We start from the raw sequence: 19,870 nt of genomic DNA on the forward strand, positions 1-19,870 counted from the left end.
ATAATTTAAAATTTTGGAATGATTATTGCTTATTTTATGTTAAAATATTAAACATTATAACTTGAGGAGAAAACATGACCCTAGCTGTTAAATGCCCTATCTTAGGTTTTGAAGAAACCAAAAATATGGAATTTTCAACTATCGATGAAGTATTTGTAAGACTTAAAAGTCTTGATGGTAAAGACTTTTCTTTTGTTTTAATTAATCCTTATTTGATTAGACCTGATTATGAATTTGATATACCAACTTATTATCAAGAGCTTCTTTCTTTAACACCTGAATCTAATATGAAAATTTTTAATATAGTAGCCATAGCAAAAAGCATTGAAGAATCGACAGTGAATTTTCTAGCTCCAGTAGTCATTAATCTTGATAATAATACTATGGTACAAGTGATACTAGATACAGTTAATTATCCCGACTTTTTTCAAGCTGATCAAATTGCTAATTATATTAAAAAATAATGCTCTATATACTTGCAAATGGATCTATGGCAACAGCCTTAGCCTATGGGTTAAAAGATGATTATGAAATTTGTATAGTAGGAAGAAGTATAGAAAAACTTCAAGCCCTCGCCAAAGAAGGCTTTAAAACCTTACTTTACAAAGATTTTAACATAGAAGGTAAAGATGTTATTTTAGCATTTAAACCTTATGCTTTAGAAAATATTGCTCAAATGCTAAAAGGACAAGCACGTATCTTAATCTCTGTTTTAGCCAATGTTGATTTTGAAAAACTACAAACCATCAAAGCTCAAAATTATGTTAGAATAATACCCAATACAGCAGCTAAATATAAGGCTTCAACCACACCATATATACTTAAAAACTCTCATTTCGAAAATGAAATTTTAGACATTTTAAAAACTTTTGGCTCGGCTTATAAATTAGATAATGAAATACAAATGAATGCAGCTATGGCGATTAGCGGCTGCGCTCCTGCTTTTTTAGCACTTATAGCAGAAAGCATTGCTAATGCTGGAGTTTATGAAGGTTTGTCAAAAGAACTTAGTCTCAATCTTACGCGCTCTTTATTTAAAAGCTCTAGTGCTTTACTAGAACATGAACATCCAGCTATTATCAAAGAAAATATTTGCTCCCCTGGCGGAGTTACAGTAAAAGGCATAAAAATACTCGAACAAAAAGGAATTCGCGGAAGTTTTTTTGAAGCCATAAATGCTAGCAGCGCTAAATGAAAAAGGCTTTCATACTTATAGAAAGCATTAGTGCTATAACGATCATATCTTTAATTTTCATTGGCATTTTTTATTACTATATTCAACTTTACAAAAACTATGAAAATTTAAATATTTTTGAAAGACTCTATAAACTTCAAGAAGAATTATATGAAAAGCCTATTTTTAAAACCATCATACTTCAAACTTCAGCCTTAAAACCTATAGTTTTACAAGAACAGTTTGTTAATGATGGTATATTTCAATTTCAAAAATTATACTTTCAAGATCAAAATTATAGCGTTTATTTTAAAGAATGAGCAAAGCTTTTACACTTTTTGAACTTATAATATCACTAATACTTTTTACTTTTATAACTAGCTTACTTTCAAAACCTTTAATGGATTTTTATCATTTAAATTTTACTGCTTTACATACAAACAATCTTATCACTCAAGCACATTTAAACTTGCTTAAAATAGAAAAATTAATACAAAATTGTATTAATATTACATTTTCACAGAATACATTAAAATGTCTTTTAAAAGATGAGTTAATTAGCCTAAAAGATAATAAACTTTATCTTATTAATTCTGCTCTTATTTTAGAAAATAATCATACACTTTATTCACCTCATTCTGATTTTAAAACACAACTCCAAAATAGAAAAGATTTATATAACGACAATGAACATATTAGCTATGCTTATAAAATTAATAAGATTGAAAAAATATCTATCTTGGAAAATGGTATATCTGCAAATTTTACAGGTAGTTTTATTCCTTTGCAAGCTCAATTAGTTATCAAATTGCAAAATGAAGAACTTATATATGAAATAAAGCCAAAATTTAATGAACAATTAAACCAACAAGGATTAATTTCTAAAAACATAAGCTCATTTAACCTGCAAAACAATAAATTAAAAATTTGCCTAAAAAGACAAACAAAACATTGCCTTGAAAAAAGAATTTTACTGTGAAAAAAGCTTATGTTTTAATTTGGACAATTTTTTTAATACTACTAATAAGTCTATGGATGAGCTTGACCTTAAACATATCCAGCTATACTCCAAAAATAATCCAAGATAGTTATTACTACCTTCAAGCTCAAATTTTAAGTCACAATGCAACACAATTTTCTAAATATTTTTTATATCAAGCAAAGCAAGAAAATAAAGAATGTTTAGACAATATATATTTTAATTACACAAAAGCTTTGATTAAAATAAAATATTTTTATCCTATTGCACAATGTGTTAATTTTAAATTTTCCAACTTCAATCCCGATGCAAATTTAAGCAAAGATGGTGTTATTATAGCCCACATTAGTATTGCTTTAAATCGTGATAAAAACGTCAATGATGAAATTTTACTCACAAAAAGCATTATTATTTATCCCAAAGAAAATTTTTGGAATTTAAAAAATTAAACCAAAGTCTTAGCGAGCTTAACACAGTCTAAAAGACTTTGATTTTCGCATATATAAAGATTTTTAAAATTTAAAAGCTTCTTTGCTGTGCTTTGCCCTATAACTACAACCTTATCTTCTTCTTTTAAGCTATAAAATTTTAAAAAATTTTCTACACTTAAAGGAGAGGTGAATATAAAAATAGCAGGATAGATAAGCTTTTTGTCGCCTTTTTTAAAAACATTTTCATAAACAATCATTTCATCTAAATCCACACCTACATTTTTAAGATCCAAATTTAAAGTTGAAACAATATTTTTAGCCCTTAAATACAAACATTTTTGCATTTTTAACTCCTCTTTAAATTCAAGAAAAAGATCTTTTCCATAAGCCTTTGATGGAATTTTAATCTTTTTAAAACCTAAATTTTTAGCGTATTGAGCTGTACTTTGTCCCACAGCGTATAAATTGAGTTTGAAATTTAAAGTGATTTTTGCATGTTGTAAAGCTTTTAAAGCATTTTTTGAAGTGCAGATTAAAGCATCATACAAACTCAAATCCACACTAAAATCATAAAAAACAATCTCATTTAAAATAAGATTTTCCACCCCTTCAAAAGGAGTTTCATTTAAGAGATAAATTTTCATAGATTTTACGCTTTAGCTCTTTAGCTGCCAAAAAAGCATCTTTAGCATCCATGATCGCCCTAACCACAGCCACACCGCTTAAATTTATACCCTTTAACTCAACAAGTGCTTCTTTGTCAATCCCACCTATGGCTACAACCCCTATAGGGCTTTTATCACAAATTTGACTTAAAAGCTCAAGGCTTAAAAGCGAACTTTCTTTAGTAGGCGTTGCCTTAATAGCTCCACAACCTAGATAATTTACTCCTTGTATAAACTCAAGTTGTTCTAACTTTTTAAGACTTAAGCCTATGATTTTTTCATCTCCTAAAAGCTTTCTAGCTAATTTTGCTTCTAAATCTTCCTGTCCTAAATGCACCCCATCAGCATCTAAGGCTAAAGCTATATCCACCCTATCGTTAATCAAAAAAGGTATTTTATAAGACTTGCAAAGTTTTTGCACCTTTAAGCCTAGTTTATAAAATTCTCTTGCATTAAGTTCTTTTTCACGAAGTTGTATGATACTTACTCCGCCTTTTATAGCATTTTCTAAAGTATTTAAAAAACACTCCTCGCTTTTATTTCCCTTAGTAGCAACTAGATAAAGACTAAGATCTAATTTATTTTTCATCTAAAAACTTGAAAAAATGATTTGTAGGACCACAACCTTTTCCAAGATTGAGTGAATAATAAATCGCATTTCTTACATATTCTTTAGCTTCACTAACGGCGTGAAATAAATCCTTGCCCTTAGCTAAATTACTAGCAATAGCCGAAGAAAGCGTACAACCTGTACCGTGAGTATTTTTGGTTTCTATGCGTTCGCCTTTTAAAATATGAATTTCTTTTCCATTATAAAGCACATCATTGGCATTTTCTTCACTATGCCCACCTTTAAGCAAAACAGCCTTAGCCCCCAAGCTGCATAAATGCTTAGCTGCTTTTATCATCTGCTCTTCATTAGCAATCTTAAAACCGCATAAAAACTCTGCTTCAGGAATATTAGGCGTAAGAATGTCTGCAAATTTTACTATGGTTTGTTTGAAAAAATCACAATTTTCTTGAGGCATTAAAGCATAGCCATTTTTGGCAAACATTACAGGATCAATCACTATATTTTGAGGTTTAAACTTGCTTAAATTTTTAGCTACACAGCTCATTAATTCACAAGAACCTATCATTCCGATTTTAGTTGCCTTTGGCGCTATATCTTCAAACACGGCAAGCATTTGTTCATCCACGCTTTGAGTAGGTATATCGTGTACAGAAATCACCCTTGCAGTATTTTCAGCTACCACACTTAAAACCACACTCATACCAAAAAGATTGTGCGCACTAAAGGTTTTAAGATCGGCTTGTATCCCCGCTCCACCACTACAATCACTCCCTGCTATAGTTAAAACAGGTATAAGTTCGCTTCCTTTTGCTTTCATAAATCTTCCTTTAAAATTTTGATCCATTCTTCACCCTTAGGGCTTAATTTTTGTCCTTTAAAACTCTGTTTTGCAAAAGCTACAATCAAAGCATGAAAAATTTGATAAAGTTCGTAAAGTTCACATTTTTTTTCTAAAATTTTACACAAATTTTCTTGCTCACTCTCTACACCACTTTGAAAAAATTCTCTTAATTCTTCATAATTTTCAAACTCATAACCCAAGCAAAAAGCCAAACGCAAGCTATAACTATCTACAACCAAAATCTCTCTTTTGCAAAGATAGTTTAAAATACCATCAACACTTTCAAAACCCAAACCTTTGATATTTAAAAGCCATTCTCTGCTTGCATTTGTTTTAAAATTTTCTAAATTTTCATAAGTGTTTATGATACTTTCTACCAAACCTTTTAAACGCTTAGTTTTGGTATTATAAAATCCGCTAGGCTTAATTAAAGTTGCAAGTTCTAAATTGGATAAAGTATTGATTTGTTCTAAGCTTGCAATATTTTCTTTTTTTAAATTTTCTAAAGCTTTTAAGACATTTTTCCAATTTGTATTTTGAGTTAAAACGACAGAAATTAAAAGCTCAAATTCACTCAATCCTTGATTTTCAAGCCAATCAAAATCATGATAATTTAAATCCAAATTTAAAAGCTTGGTAAAAATTTGTGCTCCAGTCATTTAAAATTCTCCTTAAAAGCTAAATAAAATTGCTTTGCGGTACGACCACTTCTACTTGCTCTTAGAGTAGCAAATTCTTTAGCTTTAGCGTGCAAAAGCTCTTTATCACAAGAATAATCTTTAAAATAAAAATCTATCATCTTTAAATACTCTTCTAAATTTCCCTGATAAAAACTTAACCACAAACCAAATCTATCACTCAAACTTAATCTTTCTTCAGCAGCATCGCTTAAATGAAGTTCTGTATGTGTGATTTGCGTATCAAGATTATCAGTAATGCTTTCACTTAATAAATGCCTACGATTTGAACTCGCATAAATAATTACATTATTTGGGGCTTTTTCTATGCTTCCCTCAAGTAAAGGTTTTAAAAATTTATAACTATCATCTCCCTTTTCAAAAGAAAAATCATCACAAAAAAGTATGAATTTAAAATTTTCTAATCTGATTTCATCGATGATATCTGCTAAGGCAAATAAATCTTCTTTATTTAATTCGACAAGTCTTAAGCCCTGTTCTTTAAATTCATTAAATATAGCTTTAATTAAACTTGATTTTCCAGTGCCCTTAGATCCCCATAAAAGTGCGTGATTTGCTCCCTTATCTTGAATGAAATTTAAAGTATTTTCATAAAGTGCTTTTTTTTGACTTTCCATACCTACTAAATCTTTTAAAGCAATAGGATCGATTTCAAAAATAGGCTTTAAATAATCTTTTCTTGCTCTATAAATTGCTGCATAAGTTTTATTCCAATCCATTTTAAGCCTTTCTTAAATGCGTTAAAATTGCCTCTAAAATATCATCATCATCTTTGCTTTTTGCCTTGATGAGTTCTTTTTCATCATTTAAAGCAGTAAATTGAATATTTTGCTCATAGTTACTAATGCTTTTAAATTTATTTAAAGCTAAAATTTTAATAGTAATCAAAGATAAAAATTGCTTAGTATAAATGTCAAGTTTTCCAAAGCGATCTTCAATTTCACTTTCGATCTCATAAACCTCATGAACTTGCTCACACTTGCTAAGTCTTCTATAAAGTTCTAATCTTAAGCGATCTTCGCTGATAAGTTCGCTGTTTAAAAAGGCATTAACATTGAGTTTTAAATCAAGTTTATTTTCTTTTTGATCCACTTCATTTTTACTTAAAGCATTAAGTTCATCTTCTAACATTTTAAGATATAAACTATATCCAATTTGCTCAATATGTCCACTTTGATCTACGCCTAATAAATTTCCACCGCCACGAATTTCAAGATCATGATAAGCCAAAATAGAACCTGCGCCTAAAAAAGAATTACTTTCTAAGGAAACTAGACGCTTTAAAGCATCTTTTGTGATAGCATTTTTATCTTCAATTAAAAAATAACAATAACCTTGCTTATCACTTCTTCCTACACGCCCACGCAATTGATGCAAATCAGCCATGCCAAAACGATCGCTTTTTTCTACTATGATAGTATTTGCATTTGGTAAATCAATCCCACTTTCTACGATAGAGGTACTTAAAAGCAAATCATATTCTTTGTTTTCAAATTTCAACATTTCTTCTTCTTGCATCTTGGCATCGATTTTAGAATGTAAAATCAAAATACGCAAAGTAGAAAAAAGTTCTAATAAATGCTTTTTACATTGCTCTATACTTGCAATATGATTATGAATATAAAAAATTTGCCCACCACGTCTTAACTCTCTTGCTATAGCTTCTTTTAAAAGTGCGTCATCATTTTCTTTGACAAAAGTTCTTACATCCATTCTATCTTCTGGTGGAGTTTGCAAAACACTATAAGATTTTATAGAACTTAAAGCTTGATTTAAGCTTCTTGGTATAGGGGTTGCTGACATGGATAAAATATGTGAATTTTGAGTGATTTCTTTAAGCTTTTCTTTTTGCTTCACTCCAAATTTATGCTCTTCATCAATAATAACAAGGGCTAAATTTTCACATTCTACACTTAAAAGTGCATGAGTTCCTACAACTACACAAGCTTTACTTTCTTTTAAATTTTGTAAAACTTGTTTTTTTTCTGCACTACTTGTAAAGCGATCCAGTTTAAAAACCTTTATATCAAAAGGATCAAAACGCTTTTTTAAGGTTTTATAATGCTGATGAGAAAGCAAAGTCGTAGGCGCAAATAAAAATGCGCAAAATCCACTTTTAACTACTGAGTAAATAGCATTCATAGCAACTTCAGTTTTTCCAAAACCCACATCACCGCTTAAAAGCCTATCCATGACTTTTCCACTTTGAAAATCTTGCAAAATTTCATGACAGGCTTTATCTTGATCACTTGTATAAACAAAACCCGCACTAGCTATAAAATCAGCTTGTCTATTTAAATCCACTGTAATTTTTTTTGCTTGCACCAAAGATCTTTTAGCCGCCATAATAACAATTTCAGAAGCTATGGCTAAAAGTTTAGTTTTTAATTTTTCTTTAAGTTTAATAAAGCTTGTTTTACCTAGTTTATCTAAGCTTGGAATAGATCCACTCACGCCCAAATATTTATCAATCAAATAAAGATTTTCCACTGGTAATAAAAGCTTGTCAGAATTTTGATACTCTATAGCAACAAACTCTTTTTTTGCTCCGCTTATCACTATCATCTCAAGACCTAAAAATTTACCTACCCCATAATCTTCGTGTACTATATAATCCCCATTTTTAAGCTCATCTATAATCAAACTAGCTTTTTTTCTTGTTTTTTGTTTTTCTTTTTGATTTAAAGAAATGATTAGCTCTTCAGGACTAATAAGATTAAGTCTTAAATCACTTTTTATAAAATGGATATTTTGAGTATCTTCAAGCTCTAAAGCTTTAAATAAAGCTTCGTTTTTAGCTAAAAGTGTGATTTTTTTATTTTTATGAAATTCAAAAAAATCTTTATTGTAAGAACTTTGCAATTCTTTAAATTTTTTAGCTTGAGGTAAAATTTTTGCATTCACAAAACTTATATCTTTTTCATATTCATTAATATCAAACTTTTCACAAGCTAAAAAATCAAGCTCCAAATAATCAAAAAAATCATCAATACACCAAAACCCTAAAGAATTGATATCATGTATTAAAGTATCGCTTTGAAAATCTTCTAATTTATCCTTAAAAATTTCATAATTTTCTTTGTCAAAATATTTTAAAAAAGGACAAATTTCAAAATGTTCCAGTTCATTAGGAATAGACTTTTGACTTTGCAAATCAAAATATCTTATACTTTCAATCTCTTCGCCAAAAAGCAAAATTCTAATAGGATTTTCTTCATTGATACAAAAAATATCAATAATATCCGCACGAATTGAAATTTCACCTTTATCCTGAACTATATCTACAAATTCGTATCCCAATCTTGAAATTTCATCTTCAAAACATTTCAAATCAAAATTTTGTTTTTTATCGATATGATAATTTTGTAAATGTTTTTTTGAAGGAAGTTTTTTTAAAACAGTATTTAAAGGAGAAATAAGGATTTTTTTTTCTTCTTCTTTATGATAAGCATTTAAAATCTTACAAAGATCAAAAAGTTCTTTAGAAAAAGCCCTTAAATCATCTCCAAACTGCGCTCTAAAATCAGGTAAAACAAAGGTTTTTAAACCCTTAAATCGTGAAACTTGAGCGAGTAAATCTGCTTGTTTTTCATCTTTACAAAGAAAAAGTTCACAAATTTTTGGATTTTGTAAGTATTCATAAAATGAAGCTTGCATTATTCTTCGTTGTTATTTTCAATAAGTTTGATAGTATCTTCTTTAATTTTACTAGTTCCATTAAAGCGACCGCCATTTTCTATAGAAATTTTTTGCGTTGAAATATCACCATTAACAACTCCGCCCGCTAAAATTTCTAAACTATTAGCCTCAAGTTGCCCTTCAAAATACCCATTTACTACAATTTTATCTGCTTGTAATTCACCTTTTAAATTTCCATTTTTTCCGATAACCACAATGCTTTCAGAATGAATAATGCCACTTAACTCTCCATCAACATGGAGCATAGAAGCAAAATAAAATTTACCCTCAATTCTCGCACCTGAAGAAATTACTGTTGTTTCTGAGCTAGAGCTGGATGTTGGGCTGATACCGCCTTTATTAAAGATTGCCATGGAACTCTCCTTTCTTGATTAAAAAAATCATTCATATTTTTTCTTTGCAAATTTAAAAAATACAAAGGTTCTAAAGTTTTATTAATAAACCTTACCTCATAGTGCAAATGCGGCCCCGTAGAAAGACCTGTATTGCCACTATAACCTATCAACTGCCCCTTGCTAACAAATTGACCTGCTTTGACCACTTCTTTGCGCATCATATGAGCAAATACTGTTTTAAAACCAAAATTATGCAATAAAATTACATTATAGCCATAGCCATTATCACTATAACCTGAAAATTCCACTACTCCACTTGCTGGTGCATAAATAGGAGTACCAATTTCCGCTCTTAAATCAATACCAGGATGAAATTCTCTTCTTTTTAAAAGCGGATGCTCTCTCCAGCCAAAATTTCCTGTAATGCCTTTATTTTCAATAGGCCATCCATTAGGAATTTGCCCCAAAATTCCAAGTTGCTGCTCATTGGTAAGCTGAAGATTATCAAGTCTTGCACTAATTGTAAGATTATTTTCTGCTTCTAAGCCCAAAGCCTCTTCAAAAGAAGCTATTTTATCTTCTATAGCTGCATACTGCTGAGTTTTTTCTTCTATGCTTTTTTGCATTTGCGAATTAGATAATTCCAATTCTTTGCTTTTTTTCAAAAGCTCCTCACGCTTTTCACTAATATCACTAAGTTTGCTATCGAGATATTTGATATAAAAACCACTAAAAACTAAAAATAAAACAATAAAAGCAATAGTATAAAAAACTATTTTTTTGATTATTTGATTTAAATAAAAATGTCTTGAACCGTTAATATCTGTAATGGTAATAGTGAATTTATTTTTTACCACACCACTCCTTTAAAAAATTTTCTACTAACATAAAAGAACCAAAAACTAGATTTTTTTTATTCTCTTCTAATTTTACAAATTCTTTGCATTGTATGCCTAGCTTTGATGCAATACTATAAATTTCATCATCAGCCAGCTTTCGTTCTACGCTTTTATATTTATATATTTGTATTGTATCAATAATAGGCTTTAATGTATTTAAAATTTGAAAAATATCCTTATCCAAATAAGCATTATAAATAAGATTTATTTTTTCTCCTTGAAATTTATCAATCATAGCCTTAGCAGCCATAGGATTATGACCCACATCAACAAAAAAATTTGGAGAAATTTCTTGGCATCTTCCTTGCAAATTTAACTCTTGCAACTTTTTTAAAGCTTCTAAGGTTTTTTCTTGTGAAGTTAAAATTTCACAAGCCTTTAATGCAAGCTTTAAATTATGCTTTAAAAAACAAGGTAAAACAAACTTTTTACAATAAATCTCAAATGTTTCTTTCAAAAAAGGATTTAAAGAAGAAACTTGCAAATTAGCTTTTTTTAAAAAAGCAATTTTTTTTGCTAAATTTAAAACATTTTGCTCTTGCTCATCGCTTATAAGTGCTATAGGCGCCATAACTTTAAGCTTGGTTCTTGCAATATCTTCTAAAGAATTGCCCAAAATTTGAATATGGTCAAATCCAATTCTTGTAAAAATATTCATTCTTCTTTCAAAAACAGAAGTAGCATCATATTCTCCACCCACTCCTGCTTCTAAAACAATGAAATCGCATTTTTGAAATAAAATCATAGCTAAAAAAGTAGCATATTCGAAATAACTTAATTTTTGCAAGTCTTGTTTAAAAATTTCTTCAAGTCTTATATGAGCTTGTTCTAATTCTTCATCATTTGCAATCTTACCATCAAGATAAAATCTTTCATTAAAACTAAAAATATGCGGGCTAGTATAATGCCCTATTTTATAATTTAAATTTTCTAAAAGTTGGGTTAAATATCTACCCGTGCTACCTTTACCATTTGTGCCTATAAGTTGGATTATAGGAATATTTTTAAAATATTTCTTATATTTTTCATACATTCTAAACATCAAAAAACGATCAATTTTATCGTAATTTATACTTTTTTGAGCTAAAAAATTCTCAACTTTCATTATATTGTTCATTAACCGCTGCAATTTGCTTTATTAACTCATCTAAAATATTAATACTTGGCTTACTTTGCTTATCAAGATAAGCCACGTGAATTTTAGGAGTTATAATATCTTGCTTATAAATAAATCTAAAATTTTCTATAGTTTTAAGATTTGTATTTACAAGCTGTGTAATTTCATCTTTGCTTTTTCCTGGCGAAACAATCAAATAACTCTTTTCATCTATCATCCACAGTTCATCAAATTCGCTACAAGAATCTTTTAAAATTTTTTTAAATCGAACAAAAATTTCATTCAAACTTCCCATACCGTATTTTTCCATAATGAAACGGTAATTTACTATAGAAAATAAAGCTAAAGAATAATTAACTTTATACTTATTAAAATTTTCATCCATTTTATCAAGCTCTTTAAGAACACTCCAAGCCTCTCTCTCTTCTAAGCTTTGCGTGAATTCAATTTGATTATTTAAAGATGTAATTTTTTCTCCAAGTTGTTTAAATTTTAGTTTTAAATCCTCAAAACTAAGTTTTACTTCCCCATTTTCATCTGGTTTTAAAGTATTGATAAAATCCATATTTTTTTCATTCGATTTATTAAGTAAGACAAGCAATTCATAGATTTTTTTTAGATTATCATTAAAAAAATTTAAATTTTTTTGGACATACATATTATCAACCATTATACGATGATTTATAAATTCCATTAGTTCATTTTTAAAATTTTCTTCGCCTATTACAAAAGGCTTTTGTGTTAAATTTTGTATAAAACCTTGAATTTTTAAATCTTCTACCAATGAAGGATTTAAACCCAAGCATAATAATTCACTAAAGTGCTCATAACTACGCTCTTCAAGTTTAACTAAGAGTTTTTTAATCACGCTATCATAATCATCATATTTACTAATACCATATTTGCGAGCTTGTTCTTCTAAGTCATTTTCATCGTAATTTCTTTCAAGCTCTTTCCATTTTTTAGTAAGCAAGTAAATACTTTCACTATCCATAGTTTTAGAAATTCTAATCGAAGTCACCTTAGCCAAATCTCTTATCTTTTTATCCTTACTTATTTGCAAAGTTTTAGATATGGTATATAAAAAATCAAAAAATTCACTAAATTGTTTTCCGCTTTGTCTATTTAAAACAGAAATTAAAAAACTAATTAGTTCTTCTAAACTTCTTATAGTTTTAGAATTTAATTCTTGTTGATAAATCGGTAAAAGCAAGGTTTTGTATTTATCAAGTTTAGCCTTATTTGAACTTGTAATACCATATTTTAAAGATAATTCTTCAAAAATTTCCGTATAATTTTCAGGAGTTGGTTTTAGTTTTCTTTCTTTTAATGTAATTAAAGTTTGCTTTGCTATTTCATTAGTATTTGGAATCACGTTTTTGCCCTTTAATAGCAATTACGGAAATAAACTCATCAAATGCCTCGCTTGAAGCTGCTCGAATAGCCTCATACCTTGCAGAATCACTAATAATACTATTTGGAGAAATTTCAAAATTATAACTTCCACTTGTACTAAAAGCCTGACTTGAACCATCTTTAAAGACAACATTAAAATCTAAATTTAATTTAGCTTTATAACTAATAACATAGCCATTTTTATCATAAGCTAAAGGAATAAATTCTAAATTATTCATTTTAACATTGATTACATCATCAGCTTCATGTTTTAAAGCAAGCTTACGCCCTAGTTTTGAAATTACCATTTCTTTTAAAGTATCGGCAACATAGATACTATTTTTTGGGTCTTGTTGACTTAATTCAACATTAACATAAACCTTCTCATCGAAAATATTATTAGCGATTTTTGATGTAGGAACATATCCACAAGCACCTAAAAATAAACCTATACAAAAAATTAAAATCTTTTTCATTTAATCACTAGATTAACTAGCTTTCCTTCCACATAAATTTCTTTAACTATACTCTTACCTTCAAGCCATTTAGCAGTATTTTCTTTTGCAAAAGCTAAAATTTCTTCTTTACTCGCACTACTTGAAATTTCAAATTCAGCCCTTTTTTTACCATTAATACTTACAGCTAAATTTAAAGTATCTTTTACAAAAACCTCTTCCTTAAGTTCTAGTTTTTTGAAATTTTTACATTTAAAAAGCTCCTCGCTAAGCTCAAAACAAACATGAGGAATAATAGGCTCTAAAATATTTAAAATAATATAAAAAGCCTCTTGCTCCAAAGCTTCATTTTTACAAAGCGCTAAAGCATTTAAAGCTTCCATGCAAGCTGCAATTAAAGTATTAAAAGCAAAACTTTGATGATAAACTTCAAAAGATTTTTTCAAAGCTTCATATACCTTTAATCTTGCATATTTTTCTTCTTTATTTAAATTTTCTTGTTTTAATTCTACAAGCTCACCTTTTTTAACATTTTGCGCCCTATCATAGAGTTTACAAATAAATCTATAAGCCCCTTCAACCGCATCATCATTCCATTCAAGCTCTTTAGCCGGAGGCGCAGCAAAAAGTATAAAAAGTCTTGCGGTATCAGCACCGTATTTTTCTATAATCTCATCAGGATCTACAACATTGCCTTTTGATTTTGACATTTTAGCTCCATCTTTTAACACCATACCCTGAGTTAAAAGTCTATCAAAAGGTTCATTTTGTGTTAAATAACCCAAGTCTCTTAAAGCTTTTTGGAAAAATCTCGCATAAAGCAAATGCAAGATTGCATGTTCAATACCACCTATATATTGATCCACACTCATCCAATACTTTACACTTTTTTCATCTAAAGCTTTTTCCTGCCAAGTTTTCTCATCACTTGCAAAACGTGCAAAATACCAAGAACTTTCAAAAAAAGTATCTAAAGTATCACTTTCTTTTTGAGCCTCTTTGCCACATTTGGGACAAATACAATTTTTCCAAGTTGGATGTTTATCAAGTGGATTACCCTCACCTGTAATTTGCACATCTTCAGGTAGGGTAATAGGTAAATTTTCTAGTTTTTGAGGCACTATACCACAAATTTGACATTTAATCATAGGAATAGGCGCACCCCAATATCTTTGGCGCGAAACACCCCAATCACGAATTTTAAAATTTACAACCCTTTTTCCTATATTTTTAGCTTCAAACTGAGAAATGATTTTTAATCTTGCTTCATTACAATCAAGATTATCAAATTCTTGACTATTAATTAATTTTCCTAATTTTTGCATATAAGGTAAATTTTCTTGAGTTTGAACAACTTGTTTGATGGCAAGATTATATTTTGTTGCAAATTCAAAATCTCTTTCATCATGAGCTGGAACAGCCATAACCGCTCCGCTACCATAATCAGCCAAGACAAAATTAGCCACCCATAAAGGAATTTTTTCTCCGCTTAAAGGATGAATGGCATAAATTCCTAAAAAATAACCTTCTTTTTCAGAACTTTGTCTTTCTCTTGGGCTTTGATTTTGAATAACTTTGATTTTATTTAATACATCTTGATTTAATAAATTTTGCGAAAGCAAATTTTGAACAATCTTATGTTCTGGAGCTAAAGCGATATACGAAACTCCATAAATTGTATCTGCTCTTGTAGTAAAAACTTCTAAAGAACTTTCTTTGGTTTTTTGCTTGCTTTCTTCGTCTAAATTTAAAGAAAATTCCAAACCTTCGCTTTTACCAATCCAATTTTCTTGCATAGTTAAAACTTGATTAGGCCATTTATCTTTTAATTCTTCTAAATCTTTTAAAAGTTCCTCAGCATAAGCAGTGATTTTTACATAATAACCTGGCATTTTTTTCTGCACTACTTCATGACCACAACGCCAACATTTTCCGTCTTCAACTTGCTCATTAGCCAAAACCGTTTGATCTTGTTCACACCAATTTACATTTGCTTCTTTAGTGTAAATCAAACCTTTTTCAAACATCTTAATAAAAAATTCTTGCTCAAATTTTGTATAAAGTGGATCTGAAGTAGCAAGCATTCTTTTTTTAGAAAAAGAAAAACCTAAAGAAAAAAGTTCTTTTTTCATATAAGCTATATTTTCATAAGTCCATGACTTAGGATGAATTTTATGTTTAATAGCTGCATTTTCAGCAGGCATGCCAAAACTATCAAAACCTATAGGATGTAAAACATTAAAACCTATCTTGCGATAATATCTTGCCAAAGCATCACCTATAGTATAATTTCTTACATGCCCCATATGAATGCGTCCACTAGGATAAGGAAACATCGATAAAATATATTTTTTAGGCAAATTTAAGTCATCTTTTGGCTCAAAATATTCATTTTCATCCCAAATTTTTTGCCATTTTTTTTCTATTAAACTTGCTTCATAAGCCATAAATTCTCCTTACACAGTTCCTTTTTCATACATTGCACGATTGCGTTCTTTATCTTGTTTTCTTTTTGCTTTTTCAATTTCTTTATTTCTAAACTCAAGCACACTAAATTTAAACCATAATAATGTCGGACTTGCAACAAAAATAGAGCTTAAAGTTCCCGCTATAATACCTACAATTAAAGCCAAAGAAAATCCTTGTATCATTTCCCCGCCAAAGAAATAAAGTATCACAACGGTTGCTAAAGTCAACCCTGAAGTTAAAACCGTTCTTGATAAAGTTGCTGAAACACTTTCATTAATAATAGGTGCAAGTTCGGTTTTTTTACTTGTTTTAATACCTTCTCTGATTCTATCAAAAATAATAATTGTATCATTCAAAGAGTATCCAAGCACAGTTAAAACAGCAGCCAAAGTATCTAGATTGACATCAATTTTAAATAAAGAAATTGCTCCTAAAGTAATCACAACATCATGAATTTCACTGATTATAGCCGCAAGAGCAAAACGCCACTCAAAACGCAACGCTATATAAATTAAAATTGCTATCAAAGATACAGCTATAGCCATAAGTCCTTTATTTCTAAGTTCATCACCTACTTTTGGACCTACCACATCAGCACGACGCACTTCAAATTTTCCCGTATCCTTTAAAAGAGTGCTTATATGCTCACCTATATCATTGCTTACATTATCATTACTTCCTAAAAAGCGTATAGTTACTTCTTCATTGCTTCCAAACTCAGTTACAGATAAATTTTGAAAAGTTCCTTGATTTTCTAAAATTTCTCGAATTTGCGTTATAGGAGCTGCATTTTCATATTTAAGCTGAACTAAAGTTCCTCCGCTAAAATCAATGCCATATTGCAAACCCCTATCCCAAAGTAAATAAATAGAACCAAAAAACAAAATAAAAGAAAGGGAAATAGCAGCAAAACGCATTCTCATAAAATCATAAATTTTCTTTTCGCTAAAAAACTGCATTATCTTCTCCTATAACCAAACCAAAATCTTGTATTATTATTTTTTTCTATGCGTTGCATAAAATAATCAAACATTCCATGAGTTCCTAAAATAGCTGTAATCATAGAAACAACGATACCAATTCCCAAAGTCACAGCAAAACCTTTAACTGCTCCTGTTCCATAGGCATAAAGCGCTACCGAAGTAACTAAAGAAGTGATATTTGAATCTATAATCGCACTCATAGCATTTTTATAACCTTGTTCTATACTAACTCTTATATTTACTCCATCTCGCAAGAGTTCTCGTATACGCTCATTGATAATCACATTTGCATCTACTGCCATACCCACAGTTAAAACAAGTCCTGCCATCCCTGGTAAAGTTAAAGTTGCTCCAAACATAGCCATAACGGCAACTACTACCAAAACATTAACTAGCATTGCAATATTTGCAAAAATTCCTGCCACACCGTAATACATCATCATAAATACTACAATAAAAACCGATGCACCGATTAAGGCTATCATACTCATTTTAATACTATCAGCACCTAAAGATGGTCCTATGCTTCTTTGTTCAAGTAATTTTACAGGCGCAAGCAAAGCTCCACTTCTTAAAGCTACCGCCACATCACGCGCTTCTTCTTGGGTAAAAGCTCCACTGATTTGCCCACTACCTCCACCTATGCGTTCATTGATAGATGGAGCAGAATATACTTTATTATCAAGTACAATAGCAAGACGCTTTCCAACATTTGCTCCTGTATAATCAGCAAATTTTTTAGAACCCTCGGCATTTAAAGTAAAATTAATCACAGGATAATTATTCTTATCACTAATCCCTACTCTAGCATCAGTAAGCATAGATCCATCTAAAATAGGTATACTTTTTAAGGTATATTTTAAATTTGGATTTCTAGAATCAGGCACTAAAATCAGTCCATAACTCGCAGCCTCAGCATCGCTCATTGTAGAAGCTTGACCCATTTTAGAATCATCAACTTCCATAAGTTGCAAATGTGCTGCTTTTGTGATGCGTTTTTTTGCTCTTAGTTCATCTTCTTTGGTTTTAATCCCTGCAAGTTCAACCAAAATCTTATCATCACCTTGTTTAGCAACTGTTGGCTCTGCTAAACCAAATTGATCAAGCCTATTTCTTATGGTTTCAACTGCTTGCAAAAGTGCAAAATTTTCTATATTTTTTACTTCTTCTGAGGTAAAAGAAATTTTATAGTGCATATTTTCACTTTGTATATTAATTCCTTTTATTTCTTTAAGCAAATTTTCAACTTTTGCAATATCTGCATTATCAAGCAAAGTAAATTCTAAAATATCATCATGGGTATTTAAGCCATCATTTAAAATATTTTCTTTATTAAAAGAATAACTCAATGAAGATGCAATTGATTTTATTTTAGATTTTACAGCTTCTTCATTATCTACACCTAAGAGCATATAAAGCCCACCTTGCAAATCAAGCCCTAAATTAATCTTCGCACCACGTTCTGACTGCAAAAAAGAAGGGAGTGAAAAAGCCACTCCAAAAATAAATACCGCTATAAAAATAATCAAGCGATAATTGATTTTAGAATTACGCATCAATTTTCTTTGCTATAAATTCTCTTGAAATTTTTGCAGTAACATTGTCTTCATTAAGCTTAACTTTGATAAAATCCTCCTCTGGTTTTACGACTTCACAAATAAGTCCGCCATTAGTGATGATTTTATCTCCTTTTTGCAAAGACTCAAGCATTTGTTTATGTGCTTTTGCTTGTTTTTGTTGCGGTCTGATCACCAAGAAATAAAAAATTGCAAATAACACTACAAGAGGTAACAATGAAGTTAAAATTGAATTTTCTGCCATATTTTTCCTTTATTCCAAAAAAATTAAACACTAATTCTATCATTTTTAAAATAATAAAAGTCTTTTTTATTGCAATTTTACTTTCAAATTCTATTTATCTATCATTTTTTGAAAATACTTTTACACAAACTATTAGCCCATTTTTAGCTATTTGGGGGTTAGTTTTACTTCTAAAAAGTAAAAATTCTAAACAATATTTTTGGATAGGTTTTTTTGTAGGGATTCTTTGGTTTTGGTGGATTGGTTTATCTTCAATTTATTTTAATCTAAACTATTTAGTACCAATTATACCAATTATCATTGGTTTTATTTATGGGTTACTTTTTAGATTATGTTATTTATTAAAATTTGATTTTTTAAGGCTTTGTGGAATTTTTTGCATAAGTTTTATCCATCCTTTAGGATTTGATTGGCTTAATTGGGGGATTTTTACAGTTTATGGTTTTTTTGACCCAAGTTATCGTGGTATTATTTGCATATTTTTAATAGCATATTTCATCTATGAGGGTTATATATCAAGATATTATAAAATAGCGATTGTTCTTATTTTATTCTTTAGTGGATTTCAATATAATGAAAAACAAGCTCAAACTCTTAATTTAAACTACAAACTCATCAATACTAATATCTCTCAAAATCAAAAATTTTTACAAGAAAATTTAAAATCAAATTCTGATATCTTAATTCAAGATATACTTCAAGCTATAAATGAAAAAAAAGAACTTGTAATCTTGCCTGAAACCGCTTTTGCTTTTGATTTAAAAAATACCAAATATGAGCTCATGCTTAAAGAATTATCTTATAAAATCACCATTATTACAGGAGCATTTCATGTTGAAAAAGAACATACTTACAATAGCACTTATATCTTTAAAAAAGGCAATGTCTATATTTTAAATAAGCATTTTTTAGTTCCCTTTGGTGAAGAAATTCCATTTTTTAAAGACTTAACAAAAAAATATTTTCTTAAAAATATTGAAGAATTTTCTAAAGGTCCTATACAAAGCAAATATAAATTAGATAATCAAATTATCACAAATGCAATTTGTTATGAAGCTACCAAAGAACAAAACTATCAAAATTCACAAATTATTATAGCCCTAAGCAACAATGCTTGGTTTAATAATAGTAGCGAATACAAACTCCAGCAACTCTTAATGAAATTTTATGCAAGTAAATATGGGGTTAGTGTTTATCATGCTACAAATGGCAAAGAGAATATAGTTATACTCCCTAAAAAGCTTTTAAGCAAAGATTGGAAAAATTTATCCAAAGAAATATTTAATGATAAAAAATAATATTAAAATTTTAATTTTAAAGTAATTTAAGTTATTT

21 protein-coding genes are annotated in these 19,870 nt (G+C 29.3%); 6 read left to right on the plus strand and 15 right to left on the minus strand.

Annotated features, from left to right (window positions below; translation table 11 throughout):
• Nucleotides 1-74: 74 nt before the first annotated feature.
• The 5 genes from fliW to FBF11_RS05275 are packed head-to-tail and all read left to right on the plus strand — an operon-like array spanning nucleotide 75 to nucleotide 2,602.
• A complete protein-coding gene (fliW, locus tag FBF11_RS05255; protein WP_002852982.1) occupies nucleotides 75-464 on the plus strand; it encodes a flagellar assembly protein FliW in 390 nt (129 codons plus the stop codon).
• Nucleotides 464-1,195 (plus strand): pyrroline-5-carboxylate reductase, encoded by a 732-nt coding sequence (locus FBF11_RS05260; protein ID WP_002868635.1) that lies wholly within the window; start codon nucleotides 464-466, stop codon nucleotides 1,193-1,195. The genes fliW and FBF11_RS05260 overlap by 1 nt, the downstream gene beginning before the upstream one ends.
• Nucleotides 1,192-1,494, plus strand: a complete 303-nt coding sequence (locus FBF11_RS05265; protein ID WP_002853046.1) for a type II secretion system protein — start codon at nucleotides 1,192-1,194, stop codon at nucleotides 1,492-1,494. Before FBF11_RS05260 ends, FBF11_RS05265 begins: the two co-directional genes overlap by 4 nt.
• A complete protein-coding gene (locus FBF11_RS05270) occupies nucleotides 1,491-2,153 on the plus strand; it encodes a hypothetical protein (protein ID WP_002858296.1) in 663 nt (220 codons plus the stop codon). Before FBF11_RS05265 ends, FBF11_RS05270 begins: the two co-directional genes overlap by 4 nt.
• Nucleotides 2,150-2,602, plus strand: a complete 453-nt coding sequence (locus FBF11_RS05275) for a hypothetical protein (protein WP_002859148.1) — start codon at nucleotides 2,150-2,152, stop codon at nucleotides 2,600-2,602. Before FBF11_RS05270 ends, FBF11_RS05275 begins: the two co-directional genes overlap by 4 nt.
• Here the strand turns inward: FBF11_RS05275 and FBF11_RS05280 are convergent.
• The 15 genes from FBF11_RS05280 to yajC are packed head-to-tail and all read right to left on the minus strand — an operon-like array spanning nucleotide 2,599 to nucleotide 18,535.
• Nucleotides 2,599-3,228, minus strand: coding sequence for a uroporphyrinogen-III synthase (locus tag FBF11_RS05280; protein WP_002859147.1), 630 nt, complete (start codon nucleotides 3,226-3,228; stop codon nucleotides 2,599-2,601). The genes FBF11_RS05275 and FBF11_RS05280 overlap by 4 nt on opposite strands.
• Nucleotides 3,206-3,838: a thiamine phosphate synthase gene (gene thiE / locus FBF11_RS05285; protein ID WP_002852670.1), complete on the minus strand. Its 633-nt coding sequence runs from the start codon at nucleotides 3,836-3,838 to the stop codon at nucleotides 3,206-3,208. The genes FBF11_RS05280 and thiE overlap by 23 nt, the downstream gene beginning before the upstream one ends.
• Entirely contained in the window at nucleotides 3,828-4,640 is an 813-nt protein-coding gene (thiD, locus tag FBF11_RS05290; protein WP_057096921.1) for a bifunctional hydroxymethylpyrimidine kinase/phosphomethylpyrimidine kinase, read from the minus strand. Before thiD ends, thiE begins: the two co-directional genes overlap by 11 nt.
• Nucleotides 4,637-5,323 (minus strand): endonuclease III domain-containing protein, encoded by a 687-nt coding sequence (locus FBF11_RS05295; protein ID WP_002868632.1) that lies wholly within the window; start codon nucleotides 5,321-5,323, stop codon nucleotides 4,637-4,639. The genes thiD and FBF11_RS05295 overlap by 4 nt, the downstream gene beginning before the upstream one ends.
• The gene (locus FBF11_RS05300; RefSeq protein WP_002852748.1) at nucleotides 5,320-6,081 is read right to left on the minus strand and encodes an ATP-binding protein; all 762 of its coding nucleotides are present in this window, start codon (nucleotides 6,079-6,081) and stop codon (nucleotides 5,320-5,322) included. Before FBF11_RS05300 ends, FBF11_RS05295 begins: the two co-directional genes overlap by 4 nt.
• A gap of 1 nt (nucleotide 6,082) precedes the next feature.
• Nucleotides 6,083-9,019, minus strand: coding sequence for a DEAD/DEAH box helicase (locus tag FBF11_RS05305; RefSeq protein ID WP_057042268.1), 2,937 nt, complete (start codon nucleotides 9,017-9,019; stop codon nucleotides 6,083-6,085).
• Complete coding sequence (locus tag FBF11_RS05310; RefSeq protein WP_002868630.1) at nucleotides 9,019-9,414, minus strand: polymer-forming cytoskeletal protein; 396 nt, start codon at nucleotides 9,412-9,414, stop codon at nucleotides 9,019-9,021. The genes FBF11_RS05305 and FBF11_RS05310 overlap by 1 nt, the downstream gene beginning before the upstream one ends.
• The gene (locus tag FBF11_RS05315; protein ID WP_002866112.1) at nucleotides 9,351-10,253 is read right to left on the minus strand and encodes a M23 family metallopeptidase; all 903 of its coding nucleotides are present in this window, start codon (nucleotides 10,251-10,253) and stop codon (nucleotides 9,351-9,353) included. The genes FBF11_RS05310 and FBF11_RS05315 overlap by 64 nt, the downstream gene beginning before the upstream one ends.
• On the minus strand, nucleotides 10,240-11,424 hold the full coding sequence (locus tag FBF11_RS05320; protein ID WP_072223329.1) for a folylpolyglutamate synthase/dihydrofolate synthase family protein: 1,185 nt from the start codon (nucleotides 11,422-11,424) through the stop codon (nucleotides 10,240-10,242). The genes FBF11_RS05315 and FBF11_RS05320 overlap by 14 nt, the downstream gene beginning before the upstream one ends.
• On the minus strand, nucleotides 11,390-12,787 hold the full coding sequence (locus FBF11_RS05325; RefSeq protein ID WP_002868628.1) for a hypothetical protein: 1,398 nt from the start codon (nucleotides 12,785-12,787) through the stop codon (nucleotides 11,390-11,392). The genes FBF11_RS05320 and FBF11_RS05325 overlap by 35 nt, the downstream gene beginning before the upstream one ends.
• Nucleotides 12,771-13,283 carry an LPS assembly lipoprotein LptE gene (lptE, locus tag FBF11_RS05330; RefSeq protein WP_002860199.1) on the minus strand — a complete coding sequence of 171 codons (513 nt, stop codon included), beginning with the start codon at nucleotides 13,281-13,283 and terminating at the stop codon, nucleotides 12,771-12,773. The genes FBF11_RS05325 and lptE overlap by 17 nt, the downstream gene beginning before the upstream one ends.
• Nucleotides 13,280-15,709: a leucine--tRNA ligase gene (gene leuS / locus FBF11_RS05335; RefSeq protein WP_002868627.1), complete on the minus strand. Its 2,430-nt coding sequence runs from the start codon at nucleotides 15,707-15,709 to the stop codon at nucleotides 13,280-13,282. The genes lptE and leuS overlap by 4 nt, the downstream gene beginning before the upstream one ends.
• A 9-nt stretch (nucleotides 15,710-15,718) precedes the next feature.
• Complete coding sequence (gene secF, locus FBF11_RS05340) at nucleotides 15,719-16,690, minus strand: protein translocase subunit SecF (protein WP_002858025.1); 972 nt, start codon at nucleotides 16,688-16,690, stop codon at nucleotides 15,719-15,721.
• Nucleotides 16,690-18,270 (minus strand): protein translocase subunit SecD, encoded by a 1,581-nt coding sequence (gene secD, locus FBF11_RS05345; protein WP_057042269.1) that lies wholly within the window; start codon nucleotides 18,268-18,270, stop codon nucleotides 16,690-16,692. Before secD ends, secF begins: the two co-directional genes overlap by 1 nt.
• Nucleotides 18,263-18,535 carry a preprotein translocase subunit YajC gene (yajC, locus tag FBF11_RS05350; protein WP_002786346.1) on the minus strand — a complete coding sequence of 91 codons (273 nt, stop codon included), beginning with the start codon at nucleotides 18,533-18,535 and terminating at the stop codon, nucleotides 18,263-18,265. The genes secD and yajC overlap by 8 nt, the downstream gene beginning before the upstream one ends.
• Here yajC and FBF11_RS05355 point away from each other — a divergent pair.
• Complete coding sequence (locus FBF11_RS05355; RefSeq protein ID WP_057042270.1) at nucleotides 18,508-19,833, plus strand: apolipoprotein N-acyltransferase; 1,326 nt, start codon at nucleotides 18,508-18,510, stop codon at nucleotides 19,831-19,833. The genes yajC and FBF11_RS05355 overlap by 28 nt on opposite strands.
• Nucleotides 19,834-19,870 lie beyond the last annotated feature (37 nt).

This window comes from Campylobacter sp. CFSAN093224, assembly GCF_012897395.1.
In the GTDB taxonomy this organism is placed as follows: domain Bacteria; phylum Campylobacterota; class Campylobacteria; order Campylobacterales; family Campylobacteraceae; genus Campylobacter_D; species Campylobacter_D jejuni.